Source organism: Actinomyces minihominis, from assembly GCF_900187855.1.
Lineage (GTDB): Bacteria > Actinomycetota > Actinomycetes > Actinomycetales > Actinomycetaceae > Scrofimicrobium > Scrofimicrobium minihominis.
Map to the genome: position 1 here is coordinate 260,334 of NZ_FYEG01000001.1, position 16,258 is coordinate 276,591.

At 62.0% G+C, this 16,258-nt stretch carries 16 protein-coding genes; 6 read left to right on the forward strand and 10 right to left on the reverse strand.

Annotation, left to right across the window (positions count from 1 at the left end; all coding sequences use genetic code 11):
* From ndhC to CS903_RS01295, 3 genes are all read right to left on the reverse strand, one after another.
* Nucleotides 1–363 carry an NADH-quinone oxidoreductase subunit A gene (gene ndhC, locus CS903_RS01285; protein WP_099331731.1) on the reverse strand — a complete coding sequence of 121 codons (363 nt, stop codon included), beginning with the start codon at nt 361–363 and terminating at the stop codon, nt 1–3.
* A 30-nt stretch (nt 364–393) separates the two neighbouring features.
* Complete coding sequence (locus CS903_RS01290; RefSeq protein ID WP_242491686.1) at nt 394–1,674, reverse strand: geranylgeranyl reductase family protein; 1,281 nt, start codon at nt 1,672–1,674, stop codon at nt 394–396.
* Nucleotides 1,675–1,835: 161 nt separating this feature from the next.
* The gene (locus tag CS903_RS01295) at nt 1,836–2,546 is read right to left on the reverse strand and encodes a class I SAM-dependent methyltransferase (RefSeq protein ID WP_099331887.1); all 711 of its coding nucleotides are present in this window, start codon (nt 2,544–2,546) and stop codon (nt 1,836–1,838) included.
* Between the two features lie 145 nt (nt 2,547–2,691).
* Between CS903_RS01295 and CS903_RS01300 the strand changes: the two genes are divergently transcribed.
* Nucleotides 2,692–3,927: an isochorismate synthase gene (locus tag CS903_RS01300; RefSeq protein ID WP_099331733.1), complete on the forward strand. Its 1,236-nt coding sequence runs from the start codon at nt 2,692–2,694 to the stop codon at nt 3,925–3,927.
* 10 nt (nt 3,928–3,937) lie between these two features.
* On the opposite strand, the gene CS903_RS01305 is transcribed toward CS903_RS01300, so the two are convergent.
* The 3 genes from CS903_RS01305 to CS903_RS01315 form a co-directional block, all read right to left on the reverse strand.
* Nucleotides 3,938–5,281: a S1C family serine protease gene (locus CS903_RS01305; protein WP_099331734.1), complete on the reverse strand. Its 1,344-nt coding sequence runs from the start codon at nt 5,279–5,281 to the stop codon at nt 3,938–3,940.
* Nucleotides 5,282–5,395: 114 nt separating this feature from the next.
* On the reverse strand, nt 5,396–7,090 hold the full coding sequence (gene menD, locus CS903_RS01310) for a 2-succinyl-5-enolpyruvyl-6-hydroxy-3-cyclohexene-1-carboxylic-acid synthase (RefSeq protein ID WP_099331735.1): 1,695 nt from the start codon (nt 7,088–7,090) through the stop codon (nt 5,396–5,398).
* A complete protein-coding gene (locus tag CS903_RS01315) occupies nt 7,087–8,166 on the reverse strand; it encodes an o-succinylbenzoate synthase (protein WP_242491687.1) in 1,080 nt (359 codons plus the stop codon). Before CS903_RS01315 ends, menD begins: the two co-directional genes overlap by 4 nt.
* Nucleotides 8,167–8,190: 24 nt before the next feature.
* On the opposite strand from CS903_RS01315, the gene CS903_RS01320 reads away from it, so the two are divergent.
* Entirely contained in the window at nt 8,191–8,526 is a 336-nt protein-coding gene (locus CS903_RS01320) for a hypothetical protein (RefSeq protein ID WP_099331736.1), read from the forward strand.
* On the opposite strand, the gene CS903_RS01325 is transcribed toward CS903_RS01320, so the two are convergent.
* Nucleotides 8,523–9,362: a M15 family metallopeptidase gene (locus CS903_RS01325; RefSeq protein WP_099331737.1), complete on the reverse strand. Its 840-nt coding sequence runs from the start codon at nt 9,360–9,362 to the stop codon at nt 8,523–8,525. The genes CS903_RS01320 and CS903_RS01325 overlap by 4 nt on opposite strands.
* A gap of 121 nt (nt 9,363–9,483) precedes the next feature.
* The gene (gene argF / locus CS903_RS01330) at nt 9,484–10,497 is read right to left on the reverse strand and encodes an ornithine carbamoyltransferase (protein ID WP_099331738.1); all 1,014 of its coding nucleotides are present in this window, start codon (nt 10,495–10,497) and stop codon (nt 9,484–9,486) included.
* Between the two features lie 29 nt (nt 10,498–10,526).
* On the opposite strand from argF, the gene CS903_RS01335 reads away from it, so the two are divergent.
* A complete protein-coding gene (locus CS903_RS01335) occupies nt 10,527–11,501 on the forward strand; it encodes a 1,4-dihydroxy-2-naphthoyl-CoA synthase (RefSeq protein ID WP_099331739.1) in 975 nt (324 codons plus the stop codon).
* Between the two features lie 7 nt (nt 11,502–11,508).
* Here CS903_RS01335 and CS903_RS01340 read toward each other — a convergent pair whose 3' ends face one another.
* Entirely contained in the window at nt 11,509–12,945 is a 1,437-nt protein-coding gene (locus CS903_RS01340) for a L,D-transpeptidase family protein (protein ID WP_099331740.1), read from the reverse strand.
* Between the two features lie 109 nt (nt 12,946–13,054).
* On the opposite strand from CS903_RS01340, the gene CS903_RS01345 reads away from it, so the two are divergent.
* The 3 genes from CS903_RS01345 to CS903_RS01355 are packed head-to-tail and all read left to right on the forward strand — an operon-like array spanning nt 13,055 to nt 15,593.
* A complete protein-coding gene (locus CS903_RS01345) occupies nt 13,055–14,260 on the forward strand; it encodes an AMP-binding protein (RefSeq protein WP_099331741.1) in 1,206 nt (401 codons plus the stop codon).
* Between the two features lie 8 nt (nt 14,261–14,268).
* Nucleotides 14,269–15,171 carry a 1,4-dihydroxy-2-naphthoate polyprenyltransferase gene (locus CS903_RS01350; RefSeq protein ID WP_099331742.1) on the forward strand — a complete coding sequence of 301 codons (903 nt, stop codon included), beginning with the start codon at nt 14,269–14,271 and terminating at the stop codon, nt 15,169–15,171.
* Between the two features lie 17 nt (nt 15,172–15,188).
* The gene (locus tag CS903_RS01355; protein ID WP_099331743.1) at nt 15,189–15,593 is read left to right on the forward strand and encodes a PLD nuclease N-terminal domain-containing protein; all 405 of its coding nucleotides are present in this window, start codon (nt 15,189–15,191) and stop codon (nt 15,591–15,593) included.
* Here the strand turns inward: CS903_RS01355 and CS903_RS01360 are convergent.
* The gene (locus CS903_RS01360) at nt 15,590–16,258 is read right to left on the reverse strand and encodes a histidine phosphatase family protein (protein WP_099331744.1); all 669 of its coding nucleotides are present in this window, start codon (nt 16,256–16,258) and stop codon (nt 15,590–15,592) included. The two genes, CS903_RS01355 and CS903_RS01360, sit on opposite strands and share 4 nt — an antisense overlap.

The following is a 16,258-nucleotide window of genomic DNA, read 5'->3' on the forward strand; positions in this document are numbered from 1 at the left end:
TTAGGTCCAGTCCAGGCCCTTGCGGCGCAGCTCGTAGATGTACGGCACCGTGATCAACCCCAGGAACAGCAGGATTGAGAACAGTCCGAAGAGGCCGAGCACATTGAATGTCACGGCCCACGGGTAAAGGAAGACGACCTCGATATCAAAAATGATGAAGGTCATGGCCACCAGGTAGTACTTCACGGGGAAACGTCCGTCCTCAAGACGCTGAGGTCCCGGATCAATCCCGCACTCATAGTTCTCTGCCATGACAAGGTTCTTCTGCTGGGGTCCCAGAATTGCGGACATCCCCAGACCACCGACAGCGACCGCGAGGGCGACTGCTGCCATGATCAGAAGCGGCACATAAGGATTAGTCATTGTTCCTCCCGGTGGCTCCGTCTAGTTTTTTCATACTTTTGCCACCACCTTGGTGAGCAGGGTTATCAGTTGGTCGTCAATGTCGCCGCCACTGCGTTCGTAACCGTCTGAAAGCAGCTTATTGACAAGTTTCATGAGGCGTTTTCGAGGCAGCCCATAGTAGGTGCAGATCCGCATGATCTTCGGGTTCTCAATTAGCGCCACAAAGATTCGGCCCAGTGAGTAGTAGCCCCCGTAGGTTTCCGTCAGCATCTCGGGGTAGGAGCTCATGGCCAGGTCAAAGCCAGCCTCTGTTGTCCGAGAGAACGCCAGGGCTGCGGCATCCGCCAGGTAGCGCCCCGCCTTCATTGCCGGCGCAATCCCCTCACCGTTGAAAGGAGAGACCATTCCGCCAGCGTCGCCCACCAGGGCGAGGCCGTTGGTGTAGTGCGGCTTCCTGTTAAACGACATGGGCAGTGCCGCCGAGCGCAGGGGCCCCACCTGATTCTCCGGTGTGAACTCCCAGTCGGATGGAAGGTGCTTAACCCACTGGTTAAAGACCTGCTTGTAGGGGATCGAAGTGGCTTTGGCCGAGGACGAAACCGATCCGAGGCCCACGTTGACCAGGCCGTTGCCCACGGGGAAGATCCAGCCGTAACCGGGGAGCAGCGGGGAGTTCCCCGGCTCTCCGTCCCACAGTTCAAGGTGTGACTCCATGTAGGGGTCATCCGCGCGGGGTGACCGGAAGTAGGTCCGCGCCGCAACTCCGAGGGGCCGGTTCGCCTTCTTCTCTATCCCCAGTGAGGTTGAGAGGCGCGCTGACACTCCCCCGGCGTCAACCACCAGGGGGGCCTTGAAACGCACCTGCTTGGAATCAGAGCCACGCCCCACCCGGGCTTCGACCCCGTTGACACGTCCCGTCGTGGATCGCAGCGCCCCGGTCACCATGTGGTTCTCATAAAGACGTGCGCCTGCGGCCTGGGCCTGAGCGACCAGGTCTGCATCCAGCTCCATGCGGGAGCGTGCCATGCCGTAGTCGGGAAGTGTCGCCTGTCCCGGCCAGTCGAAATAGACCTCATTACCGCCGCCGATCACGCGCAGGCCCCTGTTGCGAGTCCAACCCGTGGTGTCGACGCCCATCAGCGCGATCTCAACGACCGCCGCGGGGGTTAATCCGTCACCGCAAATCTTGTCGCGCGGGAACTCTGACCTGTCCAGCAAAGCCACATCAAATCCCAGCGAAGCCAGGTGGTATGCCGCTGAAGCCCCGCCCGGTCCAGCCCCGACGATGACGACATCAGCTTCGACGTCGAAGCGCAGTTCGTCAGACAACGGAGTCTCCTTAGGCATGAAAAAGCGGATGCGGTTCGCAAACTAGAGTACAGATCGGCAACTTGAACCGTGGAAGTGGCTTGATGGCAACGAAAATACCCCCGGCCTAGGACCTTTTGGCCCAGAAATTAGAAACACCCTGGTATCTAATATCAGGTTCTCTAGGCGAGCGGTTTGAAACCCCTGTGGAGCGCCACCGTTCCGTAGGTGAGATTGCGATAGGAGATGTCCTGCCATCCGGCGGCATCCATCATCGCGCCGAGGGCATCCTGGTCATACCACTCAAGAATCGACTCACTGAGATAGTCGTACGCACCGCCTGCTGCCGAGGCAAGCCGGGCCACCCGCGGGGCAACCTGGCGCAGGTAGAAGTTATGGGGAGGACGCACCAGGGGGATGGGTGTCGAGAACTCGCAGATGACGATGCGACCGCCAGGCTTGGTCACCCTGTACATCTCTTCCAGCGCCTTCGGGACATCCTCTACATTGCGGATTCCGAAAGAAATGGTCACCGCGTCGAACGTATCGTCGTCAAAGGGGAGGTCGGTCGCACTACCAAGAACGAAGTCGACCTCGGGATGCTTCTGCTCTCCGACCTCAATCATTCCGCGCGAAATATCGCAGACCACAACGTCCGCACCACTTCGGCTGAGGATGGCAGCGGACGTTCCGGTCCCGCCGGCAACGTCGAGGATCAATGCACCTGGCTGGGGATCGATGGCATTTCGTGTCGCCCGGCGCCACAGGTAGACCTGACCCAGGGAAAGCAGATCATTGGCGAGGTCGTAGCTGGGAGCAACCACGTCAAACATCGCGGCGACCTCGTTTGGAAACTTGTTCTCATCCGCCCGAACATTCGCCACGTCTAGCATTTCGTCCACGTCTACCCCACTTATTGACCGGTTGTTTCCGGACCTATTGTTCCATCCCCAGACAAAGCCTAGCGACGCCCATTCGAGGTGCCCGATAGAGTTAGTTCACGCTAATGCGTGGTAACCGACTACTTGGGGGCTCAAAATGTCTGAGAAATCCTTGCATCAGGTGCAGGTACGGGTCCGGGAACTAGTTGACACACCCGAGCAGTTGCTCGCGCTGGTACCCGATGCCGCCGGTGTCACCGCCTGGCTTGGTTCCGGTGTTTCCCTTGTCGGCTGGGGCGAAGCAGTGCGCCTTGAGTTCATGGGTCCCCACGCCATGCGCCAGGCTGCGCGATCCTGGGAGAAGCTGGTCGCGGACGCCGTTGTTGAGGGCGATGGTGGCGAAGCACCCCTGCGGTGGCCCATCGCGATGGGATCGTTCGGATTTGCCGACCAGTCCACCGGGTACCTGGTGGTTCCGAAGTTCGCCCTCGTCCGAGTTGATGACCGGGCCTGGGCCGTCTCAGCCGCCTCCGGGTCCCGTCCCGCCAACCCGCTGGAAGCACTGAGCGGCAATGATCTCCAGGTCTCCAACCCGTCGGGACTGTGGACCGAACCCGGTCGAATGACGCAGAACAAGTGGAAGGACGCGGTGCGGCGCCTTGCCAAAATGCTTCAGTCCGGAGCCGCCTCCAAGGTCGTCCTCACCCGTGACATCGTCGTTTCAGCCGCGCAACCGATTGACGAGCGCTACCTGATTGGCGCCCTTCACCAGCGCTACCCCTCAACCTGGGTGTTTGCGGTCGAAGGACTCATCGGAGCCACCCCCGAAATGCTCGCCTCACTGCGCGACAACCTGTTTGTCTCCCGGGTCCTCGCGGGAACCTCGGATCCGCGCGAGGGCGAAGGGCTACTCACCTCCGCCAAGAACCGCACCGAACACCACCTGGCAGTGGAATCGGTAACCCGTGCAATGGCCCCACTGGCAGAGAACATGGTGGTTCCCAGCGAACCCTCGCTACTGGAACTCCCCAATGTCACGCACCTCTCGACCGATGTGGAAGCCACTGTGCGAGATGGCAACGTCCTCGACATCGTCGAAGCTCTTCATCCGACAGCCGCCGTCTGCGGGACGCCCACCAACCTTGCCTTCAGCATCCTCGAGAACCTGGAGGGGACCCAGCGGGGACGCTACTCCGGCCCCGTGGGCTGGCTTGACGCCAGCGGAGACGGAGAGTTCGGTATCGCCCTGCGCTGCGGCCAGCTTTCCGATGACCACCGCCAGATCCGCGTTTTCGCGGGCGGGGGGATCATGCCTGACTCGGTCCCCGACCTTGAGCTAGCCGAGACCCGAGCCAAGATGCGTCCCGTTTTGGAGGCACTGGGAATCGAGTGATTCCCAGCCCCTAGCGGGCCTGAAGCACCGCCTTAACCTGCTGGAGCTGACCGTCCCTCACCACATCGAGGACGACGGCGCTTCCTGCCACATAGCGGCGCACGAATCCCGTCAACGACGGCCCCGAGGTGACGGAGTTTCCATCAATCCCAACGATGACATCACCCTCAAGAAGACCGGCCTCATCTGCAGACCCACCCGGACTGACCGAGGCGACAAGGGCGCCAAGTCGACTCTCTTCGCCAACCTGAACCGCGGTGGTGCTAATCGTGACGCCAAGCAGTGCGTGTTCAACCGTCCCCGTCTCAATGATCTGGGTGGCAATCGACTTCACCAGGTCGACTGGGATCGCGAAGCCAAGGCCAATCGACCCCGCATCAGATGAGGACTGTCCTATTGAGGCAATCGAAGAGTTAATACCAATAACCGCGCCGGTGTCATCAAACAGCGGACCACCTGAGTTACCGGGGTTGATCGAGGCGTCGATTTGAATCGCATTGGTGATTACTACCTCACTCTGACCCGAGCTTGAAGATCCGCCACTGACCGCAACGGGTCGGTCAAGCGCGGAAATCACACCGGTGGTCACCGTGTCCGCCAGTCCGAGGGGTGCGCCGATTGCCATGACCGGCTGACCGACCGCCAGCGAGGACGAGCTGCCGAGGAGAGCGGAAGTCAGATCTGTCGGCGGGTTCTCCATGCGCAGTACCGCCAGGTCTGTGGTTGCGTCAGTGCCAACGATGGTGGCGTTATAGAGGCGCCCGTCGTGAAGGGTGACCGTAATACTGCCACCCTCGGTGGCCCCGGAGACCACGTGGTCATTGGTGACAATGTGACCCTGGCCGTCAATGATAACGCCCGAGCCCGAGGCGCTCCCGTCACTCCCCTCAACAATGATTGAGACGGTGGCGGGACGCACGCTTGCGGCCACGGCCTGCCAGTCCGGAGCATCACCCGGGGTGATGACCGGTTCAACCACCTCACCCTCGACCTCGGACACCGAGTCGTCGGTCATGTTCGGAGCCGCTGAGAACGGCGAGTCGGCACCCCAGACTGCGAACATGACGGCCAGTGCCGCGATGAGCGTGAGGAACATGCCAATGATGAGGGCGGCCCAGCCCGGGCCTCGCCGCACCGCCACCACCTGGGGGCGAACCTCGGCTCGCGTGGGGGGAGCCGCCGCGTAGACAGACTGGACCGGAGGGAGGTTTGGCAGCGTTGGCTGCTCCGCAACGGTCTCGACTACCTCGACAGTCTCCACCGGAGGGGCCTCGGGGGCAGGCGGTGTTGATGAGGGCGCAAACCGGTTGTCGTTCTCCAACGGAATGCGTAACGGGCGCTGTGGCTCAGTCATTGTCTTCCCTTCGTACAGGCGATGATGCAAGTATGCGATCAAGGCCGTGATGACGCGAGGGCCGATCCAAAATTCAGGTAATAGCGAAGTGGTACGTCACCTGGGAGCAAACTGTTACTGGCAAATCTGGCTGTTGATCCTTTTGAAGAGCCCGGCGGGTCGAGGAACCTTGAGGTGCAGAAGTGACCTGCCCTGGACCGGGTCCGCAAGCGCTGCCTCAAACTGGTTGAGAGTGGTGATATCACGGGCATTCCAACCACAGGCCTGCGCAACCTGGATGATATCGAGCTGCTGTGGGACCGCGAAGTACCTCTCGTAGATCTGCTCGGGAGCCTGGCCGTGTTCCAGCGAGGCAAAGATTGAGCCCCCTCCGTCATCAAAGACGATCAGCTGCAGGTCGGGGGGCGTCCCGGGGCGGGCCGCAAGACTGGGTAGATCGTATGTGAAGGTCAGGTCCCCCATGACGGCGCGCAGCGGGCGTCCACGCATGGCCTGCACCCCCAAGGCTGAAGAGATGCTGCCATCGATACCCGCCAAACCGCGGTTAGTAAAAACACCTGTTCTACCCGGAGCCGATACCCCCAGGTCGAAGGCCCGTACCGTGTTGGAAGCGCCCAACCACAGGTCAACCTTCGGATCAGCGGACCAGATGGCCCGGGCTGCGGTCAGGTAGTCCAGTTCTCCATCCAGGTCATGTCTGACAAGGACATCATCGGCCTCCCGTGCAACCAGTTGCCAACGTGCCAGCCAGGAACCACCTGTTGAATCCACCTCACCTTTTGAGGCTCTGAGCCCCGGAACCACAGTGGTTTCACCATGTCCGGAACCGGGCCACTGCTCGTGGTCGGCGATAACAACGATGCGCATGTCTTCGCGGCTGAGCAATCGGGCGACAGGACGGGACAGGGTTGGTTTTCCCACCACAATGACCTGCTCGACCTCATCCGCCAGTCTCTCGAGGAGCCACGGTTGATGGGCAATCCAGTTCGGTGAGTCAGTCACTCCCGATGACGGCTCAGCAAGCAGCGGTAGGCCGCGGAGCGCCGCCTGCTCGACCACGGAGCGGGCGATATCCTGGCCACGAGGCTCCACCGCTCCCGCCACGACAACGGTGCGAAGCTGCGGGTTGACGACCTCGTCCCAGAGCGGGAACGACTGCGGTACACACTCGCGTGTGAGGGCAAAAAGGGCTGGGTTCTTCGCCGAAGCCGCGTCACCCTCGGGGCTTTCGGGGGCGAAGTAGGTCTCCATGTCTTCGGGGACGAGGGGGTCTCGAAGTGCCACATTGAGGTGGGCGGGGCCGGGGCGACCACCAAGTCCCAGGGTTCGTGCCAAGACCCGGAAAACTCGGTTCTGGATTGCGGACCCGGAGGAGTCCGCCGGGATGTCGACCTCGGCAATGACAGCCGAGGCCAGCAGCCCCTGCTGACGCGTCGACTGAGAAGCCCCCACTGCCGACATCTCAAATGGCCGATCAGCCGTAACGGCGACAACGGGAAGGCCCTGGTGCGCGGCCTCCTCAAGGGCCGGATGAAGCTCTGCCACGGCCGTCCCCGAGGTGGTGAGGACCGCGACGGGGGTCTTCCCCCCTAGTGCCTGAGCAGCTCCCAGGGCCCAGAACGCAGCCCCGCGCTCCTCCGCAAACGTGTGGACCCTGACGCGTCCCGCAGCCTCTGCCCGGGCAAGGACATAGGCGAACGGGGCGTTGCGAGAGCCGGGACAGTAGGCGAAGTCCCTGGTCCCGGATCCGATCAGGGCTTCGACGACCCGGTGGGCGGCCTGAAGACTAGGGGGCAGTGAGGCTGTCATCGTGTTTCATCGGCCTTTCTGATTGCCAGTGCCATCTTTTCCAGGCGGGAGCCCCACGCTTCGACGAGATCCGGGTCGACCCGGTCGCTGTGGGGGTTTAGCTCAGAGTTCAGTGTCGCGCGGGCTCGTTCGAGACTAAGCACGCCGCCCTCGGCAACAAATGGGTCGGCGAGGACGTCCGCCGTAAACATGGTGGCCGTGTTCAGTCCGCAGGCGTAGTTCAGGTTGGGTAGGGCGGCCGCGAGGATCACCCCGGCGGCAATACCAACCGAGGAGTCGAGGGCGGAGGAGACCACCGGGGGAAGGCCGAGCTCACCCGTAAGGCGGTAGGCCGCACCAATGCCTCCGAGTGGGGCCACCTTCAGAACAGCGACATCGGCTGCCTGCAACTGCCGCACCCGCAGGGGATCAGCTGCCCGACGAACCGATTCGTCCGCGGCAATAGGCACGGGCGAAAGATGGCGCAACCTGGCCAGTTCCTCAACACTCAGGGTGGGCTGTTCGGCGTACTCGAGCCCCCCGGCAGGCGCCGCGGCCAGGTTCAACTCCCGCAGCATCACCAGCGCCTCATCCACGCTCCAACCGGCATTGGCATCAATGCGGACCCGCGCGTTTGAGCCGTGGAGGCGTACCAGTTCGGTCGCGACCACCCTCACCCGGTCAATGTCCTCGGCCCCCAGCTGGCCAGCCTCAGCAACCTTGACCTTGGCGGTGCGACAGCCGGCTTGAGCCCGCACTCTCTTCAGAGCGGTGTCGACATCACAGGCTGGAATGGTGACGTTAACGGGGACACTCGATCGAACAGCCTGTGGGAAGCTCTCCACGGCAGTGGTGATTCCCCCGCGAAGCCAGCGGGAGGACTCCTGCGTGTCATAGTTCCAGAAAGGAGCCGCCTCGCCCCAGCCGTTCCGCCCCCACAGGAGCAGCCCGTCCCGTCTGGTGATGCCCCGAAAACGAATGTTCATCGGAAGGCTGTAGACCACGACCTCATCAATCTCACGAAGAACCGTGCGAACGTCATCGTTGAGGGCGTCGAGGTTGAGGGCAGTTAGTCGGGGACGGGCATCGTTTGTCACCACTGCAGTCTATATAGTGAGCCCATGGTTCTGATTGCACTGGTTGGTGGAGTACTTGGCCTCATTGCCTCCTGGGCCCTCCGCCGTGATACCCAGCGGGCACGTTCCCTACGTAACTCAAAGGGTGTGGCCGACGAGAGGTTTGTTCTGCTCCTTCTTCCGGGGATCTCCCTGTTCCTCCTCGGCGCAGGCCTTCTCGGCATTGTCATTCCGGGCATCGGCGGAGCACTTGGAACCGTGGGCGGCATCCTGCTGGCAATCCCCTGCCTGGCGGTCCTCGGGTTGGGCATTTTCCTTGCCGGTCTCGGCATGGGTTCCGGTCCGGTACCGACCTGGGCCAAGCCCAGGTGGGATCGCTAACCTTCGCTGTAGATCGTCCTGGTCCGCCACCCCTCGGGTAGCTTGAAAAGGTACTTCACCTCGGGCTGTGGCCCGTTGAACCCCTCCCCCTCCAGCTCCGGGTAGACGGTGCCGAACTCGAAGTGCCAGGGTTCTTCACGGGAGGTCGCAAACGCCTCGTGGGTGGGGTTGCGCCAGCCGTAGCTGGGAGCATTTTCAACCAGCCACTTCACCTCGGGAAGGTCGTAGGAGGTGTAGTTGTCGATATCGAAGTCCACAGCCAAGCCCCAACTGTGGTTGGAAGCCCCCGGAAGTGTCGTCATAGTTGGTGAGTTCTGGTGAACCAACTGCTGCTGCTCGAAGCTTCGATAGCCACTCTGCACCGGAAGGTTCCTACCGAACTCTGCGTTGAAGGCCTCATTGAGTCGGACCAGGTTCGGCAGGGCGACGCAGAGGACGCGATACTCGTATCGGTTGGGCCACGGAACCGGACAGAGCATCTCGTCGGGGATTCGCCCATTCTCGAGGTCGGAGAGATCCGGTAGCGAAGCTGCGAGGCGCCGGTCGCTCTCCACCCTAAAGGTGGGCCCGGCCCCGGCTTCAAGCAGCTCGTTCAGCTCCCCATCCGTCAGATCAGCCGGGTCGACTGAACTCTCGCCGAGGAGGGCGATCCTGCGCGGTGCCGGCAGGCTGGCAAGGAAGGCCTCAACATCCTCTTCAAAGCGTTTCTGAGCTGCTGCCTTTTGTGAGCGTAGGGCCTCCTGCGCCGAAGTCGTCTCCCTCGCCACATAATCGGGCTCAGGCTCCATGCTCGTGCCCCGGACTACCGGGACGCTGAGGAGGGCTGCGACAGCCACAGCGGCGGTCCCAACCAGCAGGCCACGTTGCGCCCAAGACGAGCGTCCTCTTCGGAACCGCCCCCTGGACCCGGCGTGTGCCGGGGAGGGGTGTGGTTCTCCGAAGAGGCGAGCCACGGGACTAGATCCTGCCTAGAGAGCGGACCATGGCCGCCTTGATGGTGTGCAGACGGTTCTCAGCCTGGTCGAAAACCACGGAACGTGGGCCGGAGAAGACCTCATCGGAGACCTCGATCCCATCCAGTCCATACTCTTCAAAAATCTGCTGTCCCACGGTGGTGTTGAGGTCGTGGAAGGCGGGCAGACAGTGCATGAACTTGGCGTTGCCGCCCGCCAGCTCCATCAGGTTTTCATCAACCCTGTAGGGCATGAGCGCCTCGATGCGCTGCGCCCACACCTCCTTCGCCTCCCCCATCGAAACCCAGACGTCGGCGTGGACAAAGTCGGATCCGACCACGGCTTCGATGTCGTCCGTGACGGTCACCTTCGCCCCGGTCTGCTCAGCAACAGCTTTCGCGGCCTCAATCACCTCGTCCTCGGGCCAAAGCTCTTTCGGAGCCACAATTCGTACGTCGCAACCCAGCATGGCGCCGTTGATGAGAAGGGACCGCCCCATGTTGTAGCGGGCATCGCCAACGAATGAGTAGGTGATATCTGAGAAAGAGCGTCCCGGGGAGTGCTCCAGCATCGTCAGTGAGTCGGCCAGCATCTGGGTGGGGTGCCAGTCGGCCGTCAGCCCGTTCCACACCGGAACCCCGGAGTCCCGCGCCAGGATTTCAACGTTGTTCTGCTCTGAACCACGAAACTCGATGGCGTCGTAGAAGCGGCCGAGGACGTGCGCTGTGTCCGAGATCGACTCTTTGTGACCCATCTGGGAACTCTGCGGATCGAGGTAGGTGGTCGCAGCCCCCTGGTCGGCAGCCGCCACCTCAAACGCACACCTCGTCCTCGTCGAAGTCTTCTCAAATATGAGGACAATATTGCGCCCCCTGAGGTACTGCTGCTCGGTTCCGCTCTTCTTCTGCTGCTTGAGAATCGCCGAGAGTTCGATGAGGGCGAGCCAGTCCTCCGGAGTTTCATCCAGTTCCTTGAGGAGGTGGCTTCCGGGCTTGAGATACGCGGTGATGTCGGTCATGTCGGTATCCTACGGGCTATCGTTACGAGGTGAGCTCTTTAGATTTTGTTTCAGACACGTTTGACCCCTCCCGCTGGAAAGTGGTTCCCGGCTTCGATTTCACGGACATCACCTACCACCGTGGCGTCTCCCGGGGTGACGAGGACGGAGCACCCGTCGGGACCCTGCTCCCCTGGGTTCGGGTTGCTTTTGACCGCCCTGAGGTTCGCAATGCCTTCCGCCCCCAAACGGTTGACGAACTCCTCATCGCCCTCGACGACGCCCGCACGAACGCCGAGGTCGCAGCGGTCATTCTCACCGGAAACGGACCCTCTGCAAAGGATGGTGGTTACGCCTTCTCCTCGGGGGGAGACCAGCGTGTCCGAGGCCGTGATGGATATCGTTACACCGTCCAGGTTCCGAAGGAAGGCCAGGTCAGTGAGACCTCCTCTGCCTCGGCCAAAGCCGCTGCCGGACGCCTGCACATCCTTGAGGTGCAGCGCCTGATCCGCACCATGCCGAAGGTTGTCATCGCGGCTGTTAACGGCTGGGCGGCGGGCGGCGGACACTCGCTCAACGTCATCTGCGACCTCTCGGTGGCCTCCAGGCAAAATGCGAGATTCAAGCAGACCGATGCAGATGTCGGCTCTTTTGACGCCGGTTACGGGTCGGCCCTGCTGGCCCGCCAGGTCGGTGATCGGCGGGCCCGGGAAATCTTCTTCCTGGCCCGGACCTACACCGCGGAGCAGGCGGAAGCGTGGGGCGCCGTCAACGAAGCCGTTGACCATGATCAACTCGAAGAGGTTGCCATCTCTTACGCCCGCTCTATTGCGGGTAAATCACCACAGGCGATCCGCATGCTCAAGTTTGCCTTCAACCTGGCCGACGATGGTCTGGCTGGCCAGCAGCTCTTCGCTGGTGAGGCCACCCGCCTTGCCTACATGACCGATGAGGCTCGTGAAGGCCGCGACTCTTTCCTGGAGCGGCGCGATCCCAACTGGTCCGAGTTCCCCTACTACTACTAGGTCCGACCTAGTAGTGGCTGAGTACCTTGGTGCCAACCGAGGCCCAGTCGTAAAGGCTTTTAGCGGAGTCCACCGGCATGTTGACACAACCGTGTGATCCCGCGGCCCCTGCGTCGTAACCGAACGAGGAGCGCCAGTAGGCACCGTGGGTTGCATAGCCGCCGTGGAAGTAGAGGATCCACGGAACATTGGGCGTCTCGTACTTGGTTCCATCGACATTGTCACCACGCATTGTCTGGGTTGGTACCTTCGCCCACACGCTGTACTCGCCCGTGACCGTCGGGGTCAGGGGAGCACCTGCCACCATCGGTGACTGCAACACCGGCGTGGCGCCCTCGTAGGCGGTCACGGTGTAGTTAGAGAGGTTGATGTCGATCCACTTTTCACCGGGAGCAGCGGCATAGGAGAGGTTCTCTGCACCATCTGCAATGAGGCGGTCCTGGACGGGACGCTCTTCCGTCTCGTACTCCACCACCCCGATAAACGGGGCGGGAGCCTCAACTGTGGCCAAAATAGCCGTGGTCAACGCCTCCGCGTTGTTCGCAGCAAACCCATCGGTTCCCTCACGCGAAACTGAGAGGACACGGCCCGCAGCAGTCACATTCTGCACCTTGGGTTCCGGTTCAACATTGGTCTCTGCGGAGTGCTCCTCTACCCAGGCCCTCACCAGTCCCTGGTCCAGTGACATCCCCACCGGATCGACGTCCTCGTTGAAAACAACCCACTTTGCCTTAGTCTCTACATCGGCCGTGTGGGAGACCCCAAGGCGATCCAACAGTGAGACCTCTATGTTGAGCCACTGGTTTGCCCGGTCCGCGGAAGCACGCGCCGCCTCGGAGTCGAAGTCCGGAACCACCTCTTCGAGGACGACTGTGACAGGTTCAAAGTTGAGTACGGTTCCAGCCTCACCAAGGCTCTGTGCTAGGGCCTGCGTGTCTATGGTGTAGCCGGGCTTCGCATCCTGTGCCACGAAGACCAGGTTCTCAGTGTCAAACTGAACGGCACCGTTGGTGGCATCCGTGAGCCCATCACCTTCGATTGTCCCCGCAAACTCCGCGACCTTCGCCTCGTCGACCGTGACAACAGGAGTGATGTCACGACTTTCGAAAAGGGCTGTCATCCGGGTAAAGAAACCACTGTTGGCTGAAAATGCCTGCGCCACGGTCTTGTCGACATCGACGGTCACCCCGGCCTCAGCAAGCGTCACCTCAACCGGTTCAACATCGCCCTCGACCACGATCAGCTGATCCGAGACCTGCCGCAGGTTCTCTGCCACCTGGTCGCGAGTCAGACCGGAAATGGACTCACCCGCGACCCTTGTCTCAGGCAGTCCGTGGCTGCCGTAGAAGGTAGAGACGCCGGCGAAGATCGCAACCGCGATAGCGAGCAGTCCGAGGACGCTCGCAGTAATGACCTTGGGCTTGGAATCAAACAGCTTCTTCATCTCTTACATTCTACGATTTCGCACTTTTGTCTGGGATACCGGCTTGGTGACGAAGACACTTCATGCCCCTCGTCATCGATTCGCCTTCATCGCACTAGGCTGAATCACCATGGGCATTACCTTCGTCGCGGCGTCCGACCGCTCAGCTGCCGCAGCCGAGCTAACGAACTACCTCCTGCACGGCCACACCGGCCTGGCAGTCCTCGGAGATAATGACCGTTCCTCGGTACAGCGTATCGTCGAGGCCGAAGGTTCGGACCGCCGGTTTTCCAGCGATCCGTCACACTCGCTGATCGTTGCAACCTCCGGCTCCACCGGGGGTTCCCCCCACCTGGTTTGCCTGAGCAAGGAAGCCCTCATCGCCAGCGCCAATGCCACCCACGACTTCCTCGGTGGTCCGGGACGCTGGCTGAGCGCCCTCCCCCTGCAGCACATTGCGGGGATGCAAACCGTCCTCCGCTCCGCGCTTAGTGGCCACGCACCCTACCTGCATGAGGGGGAACACTTCGCGGCGCCAGACTTCCTAGCCAGTGTTGCCCGGGCCCGCGCCACCACCGACTCGGGCGTTCCGCTCTACACCTCCCTGGTATCACCGCAGTTGGCCGCATGCCTCGACCTCAACCCAGAGGTGCTGAGCCAGCTGGACGCGATACTTGTCGGCGGCGGTTTCATTGATCCCACACTGCTGGAGAGGGCCCGCCACGCCGGCATCAATGTCATCACCACCTACGGTATGACCGAAACCGCCGGTGGCTGCGTTTATAACGGCTTCCCCCTGAGCGGAGCAGAGGTGAAAGCATCTGACAACGGCACCCTTCTTATTTCCGGACCGATGGTGATGAATGGTTACCTCGATCAACCTTCCCCCCTTCTTGAAGAGAACGGGCGGACCTGGTTCGTCACCTCTGACCTGGGTGTCATTGGTGGGGACGGACGCATAAGCCTCACTGGAAGAACGGACGACATCGTCAACACCGGCGGGGTCAAGGTCAACCTGCGCGACATTGAAGAGCACTCAGCGAAGGTTTCGGGACTGCGTTCTCACGTCCTCAGCCTCACCGATCCCACCTGGGGCCAGACCGTGGCACTGCTGCTGGAAGATCCCCGGGCTGATTCCATTTCAACAGCGCAGATTGAGAGCCGCGCCCAGGCGGTTCGGGAGGGTGTTCGGGATGCGTTAGGCCCCGCCTCTGCCCCCAGGGTGGTGAGCATCACCACCGCGATCCCCTCCACGGCCCTCGGCAAAGTGGATCGCGTCGCAGCCCGGACGTTGATGGAGTCCCTGATTGGCCAAGGTCGGGCCTGGCGGCGTTAGATAGGCCCATGGCAACACCAAAAGACTGGCTGGAAGGCGCGCGCCTGCGCACCCTACCCGCAGCGGCCGCACCCGTCCTCGTCGGGGCCGGAGCTGCCATTCACCTCGGATCCTTTTCCGCAGTCCGCTCGCTCCTCGCCCTTGGCGTGGCCCTTGCGCTGCAAATCGGAGTCAACCTTGCCAACGACTACTCGGACGGGATTCGGGGAACAGACGAGGTTCGGGTGGGACCCACCAGACTGACCGCTAGCGGATTGGTTTCTCCCCGTCGAGTGCTCGCATGGGCGCTGGCATGCTTCGGTCTGGCGGCCCTCCTCGGCCTCATCCTCATTGTCCTCTCGGGACACTGGTGGCTACTGGCCGTCGGTGCCGCCTCCGTTGGTGCCGCGTGGTTTTACACCGGAGGACGCCGTCCCTACGGTTACGCCGGGGTGGGACTGTCCGAACTGTTCGTCCTGGTTTTCTTCGGCCTGGTGGCAACCGGCGGAACCGTCTACGTTCAGACCACGAACCTGCCCTGGTGGGTGTGGACCGGTGCGACCGGGATCGGCCTCATCTCGGTGGCACTGCTGATGATCAACAACATTCGGGACATTCCCACCGACATTAAGGTCGGGAAAATCACCGCCGCCGTGCGCATGGGTGACTCGGTGTCACGGGGGGTCTATGTTGCCCTGGCTGGTGCCGGTGTCATCCTCGGCTCCATCACGGTGCTCGGAGCAGGAAGCTCACTCTGGTGGATCGCGACGCTGCTGCTTCTCATCCTCGCTTTCCCCGGTGTACGTGCAGTCATGACGGGCGCTTCGGGCCGGGAACTGCTCGGGGCACTTCGCAACACGGGACTCTCCGCCCTCGGCTACGGGGTGGTAGTAGGCACCCTTCTGGCACTCACCTCGGCTCTGGCGGCCTAAACGCCTAGAGTGGAACAATGGGACGCATTATTCTTCTGGTACTCGCGATTGCGGTAACGATCTACGCGATCTTCGATTGGATCGCGCGCTCCCGCACGTGGACGCCCGGCCGTGTCAACCGCTGGGTCTGGCTTGCGATCATCGTCCTCATTCCCATCATCGGGCCTCTGTCCTGGATGATCACGGGCTGGGTAACAAGGGCTGAACAGTCGATCTACGGCGAAGCTCCGCAAGGGGAACCACGCCCCTCACGTCCTGACGATGATCCAGACGCCATCTCGGATCTGGCTGATCGAATCGCCCGGCGTCAGAAACGCACCCGTCCTCGCCCCGAAGAGAAGGGCACTTCCGATCCTCACACGGAAGAGGGCGACAGCAACGGAGAAGATCCGCAGCCGCCACCCTCGACGCCCCCTGCCTAGCGGGCCACCTGGGCCTGGGAGGAACCCGGGCTCATATCGTGGGCCCGCAGCAGCAGCTCGGCAGCTGGCTCTGCGTACTTCCACCCCACCAGCTGGTCGCCCTCGAACGTCAACGATGTGACCGAGGCCAGCGAACACTCCCGCCAAAGCGGGTTGTGGGACAGTGGCTTGCGGTCCAGGAACCTCTGGACCGTCACCACCGGCAGCTGGTGAGAGACCAGCAGGGCTTCATGTCCCCGCGCCTCATGAACCGCTGAAGCCACGGCCCCACTCATGCGCTGCAGGATCTCCCGGTACGGTTCGCCCCACGACGGCTCATGAAGGCGCGTGTAATACTTCCAGTTTCTCGGGTGGGCGAGGGCCCAGCGGTTCTTGTTGATCTGCATGCCCTCGAAGTAGGACCCCGCCTCAACCAGCCGAGCATCAGCTTCGACCCTGAGCCCGTAGGCACGAGCTGTCGGCAGGGCCGTCTCTTGGGCTCGCTTCAGGGGCGAGGCAATCACATGGGTGATGTCAGCACCCTCAGCTACCAGGTAGTCAGCAACGACCTGGGCCATCTCTTTGCCCAGTGGGGTCAGACCAAAACCCTGCAGGCGTCCGTAGAGCACCCCCTCGGGGTTGTCGACCTCTCCGTGTCGCATAAGGTGAATGGTTGTCACGGTCAT

What these genes read in the sequence shown, in the direction of transcription:
- ndhC (WP_099331731.1), bottom strand. Translation starts at nt 363, where the DNA reads ATGACTAATCCTTATGTGCCGCTTCTGATCATGGCAGCAGTCGCCCTC.
- CS903_RS01295 (WP_099331887.1), bottom strand. Translation starts at nt 2,546, where the DNA reads ATGCTAGACGTGGCGAATGTTCGGGCGGATGAGAACAAGTTTCCAAAC.
- CS903_RS01300 (WP_099331733.1), top strand. Translation starts at nt 2,692, where the DNA reads ATGTCTGAGAAATCCTTGCATCAGGTGCAGGTACGGGTCCGGGAACTA.
- CS903_RS01305 (WP_099331734.1), bottom strand. Translation starts at nt 5,281, where the DNA reads ATGACTGAGCCACAGCGCCCGTTACGCATTCCGTTGGAGAACGACAAC.
- menD (WP_099331735.1), bottom strand. Translation starts at nt 7,090, where the DNA reads ATGACAGCCTCACTGCCCCCTAGTCTTCAGGCCGCCCACCGGGTCGTC.
- CS903_RS01320 (WP_099331736.1), top strand. Translation starts at nt 8,191, where the DNA reads ATGGTTCTGATTGCACTGGTTGGTGGAGTACTTGGCCTCATTGCCTCC.
- argF (WP_099331738.1), bottom strand. Translation starts at nt 10,497, where the DNA reads ATGACCGACATCACCGCGTATCTCAAGCCCGGAAGCCACCTCCTCAAG.
- CS903_RS01340 (WP_099331740.1), bottom strand. Translation starts at nt 12,945, where the DNA reads ATGAAGAAGCTGTTTGATTCCAAGCCCAAGGTCATTACTGCGAGCGTC.
- CS903_RS01345 (WP_099331741.1), top strand. Translation starts at nt 13,055, where the DNA reads ATGGGCATTACCTTCGTCGCGGCGTCCGACCGCTCAGCTGCCGCAGCC.
- CS903_RS01350 (WP_099331742.1), top strand. Translation starts at nt 14,269, where the DNA reads ATGGCAACACCAAAAGACTGGCTGGAAGGCGCGCGCCTGCGCACCCTA.
- CS903_RS01355 (WP_099331743.1), top strand. Translation starts at nt 15,189, where the DNA reads ATGGGACGCATTATTCTTCTGGTACTCGCGATTGCGGTAACGATCTAC.
- CS903_RS01360 (WP_099331744.1), bottom strand. Translation starts at nt 16,258, where the DNA reads ATGACCGTGACAACCATTCACCTTATGCGACACGGAGAGGTCGACAAC.